The 1,461-nt window shown below is 75.4% G+C and carries 2 protein-coding genes; both read right to left on the reverse strand.

The genetic code is table 11. The features are described from left to right. The coding region (locus ACFFNX_RS49890; protein WP_378213507.1) for a glycosyltransferase at window positions 1-1,040 on the reverse strand (1,040 nt) is incomplete at its 3' end. Window positions 1,041-1,045: 5 nt separating this feature from the next. Beyond that, window positions 1,046-1,461, reverse strand: a 416-nt coding sequence (locus tag ACFFNX_RS49895; protein WP_378213506.1) for a hypothetical protein, incomplete at its 5' end; no start/stop codon positions are given.

Genomic DNA, 1,461 nt, shown 5'->3' on the forward strand with positions numbered 1-1,461 from the left:
TCGGCCGCCGCCCGCGCCGCGGCGCGCCGCCGGTCTTCGGGAATCTCCAGCAGGTCGCGCACGGCTTCGGCCATCCCGGCGGGCGTCCCGTCGCTCACCACTCCCGAGCCCGTACCGCCGAGCAGTTCGCGCGCAGCGCCGGCCGCGGGCACCACGACCGGCGTCCCGCACGCCAGCGCCTCGAGAGTCGCCAGCCCGAAGGTCTCCGCCGGCGAGGGGAACAGCGCCACATCGGCGCCCGCGACCCAGCCGGCCATGGCGCTCCGGTCGCCGAGATGCCCGAGGAAGGTGACGGGAAGACCGCGGGCGCGGCGCCGTAGTCTCTGGCGGTCCGGGCCGTCACCGATCACGGTGAGCTGGGCGGCCGTTCCCCGCTCGCGCAGGACGCGCAGGCAGTCGATCGCGCGCTCCGGGCGTTTCTCCCGTGACAGGCGGGTGACGGTGACCAGGTGCACCGGCCGATCGTCCGCCGGATGCCCGCAGACCGCCCGGTCCGCCGGCCGGAACGTCTCGAGGTCGACGCCCAGCGGGATCCGCCGGACGTTGCCCGCGCCGACCCGGTCGAACTCGGCGCCGGAGAAGCCCGAGGTGACGATGACCTCGTCGGCGAGACGGGCGAGGCGTCGGTTGACGGAGTCCGTGGCGGCTCGCAACGGGAACCAGCGCGGCACCCGCGAGTACAGGATCGCGTCGAGGCGTTCGTGGGAGAACAGCACCAGCGGCACCCCGCGACGACGGCTCCAGCGGGCCAGCCAGAACAGGCTGGTCTTGTCGCTCACCTCCAGCACGTCCGGCGGCCGCGCGTCCAGCAGACGGCGTACGCGCCGGCGGCCGGTCAGCACACGGTAGTTCCCGAGCCCGGGCAGGCTCAGGCCGCGCACGGTGACGCGCTGCCCGGCCGGTGTCTGTTCCACCGAGCCGGTACGCCCCGGCACGATGAGGATCCGCTCGTGGCCGTACCGCCGGAAGCCCCGGCCGGTCTCGTCGAGCGCGACGCGCAGGCCACCCGACGTCGGAGCGTAGAAGTTGGCGACCTGCACGATTCTCAACGCGCCCCCGCGCCGTCCGGCACCACGTCCGCGTACGTGACCGCCCGTCCACCGGCCGCGAGCACCGCCTCGATCGCGCGCAGCGTGGCGTCCCGGAGGCCGGGACGGGTCAGGTCGTCGGGGTGCAGCGCGACCCGGACCAGACCACCGCGGCCGGCGCTCCACCGCGCCCAGCGTTCCATCATCACGGCGCCGAGCCGCTCCCCCGTCCCGCCGGGACGGTGAGAGAGGGCGAACCTGCGGTACGTCCGCCCGCTCCGCAGGTCGAGCACGCCGAAATGGGAGGTGGTGTAGCGGAATCCGGCCTGGGCCAACGCGCGGTCTGGCGCGGCGGCGGCCAGCCAGCCGGACGGGGTGAAGCCGTGCGCGGTCAGGCCGAGCTCGCTCAGCACCGCGCGGCCGCGCGCCAGGC

Origin of the sequence: Actinoallomurus acaciae, from assembly GCF_042429965.1 — a bacterium.
Lineage (GTDB): Bacteria > Actinomycetota > Actinomycetes > Streptosporangiales > Streptosporangiaceae > Actinoallomurus > Actinoallomurus acaciae.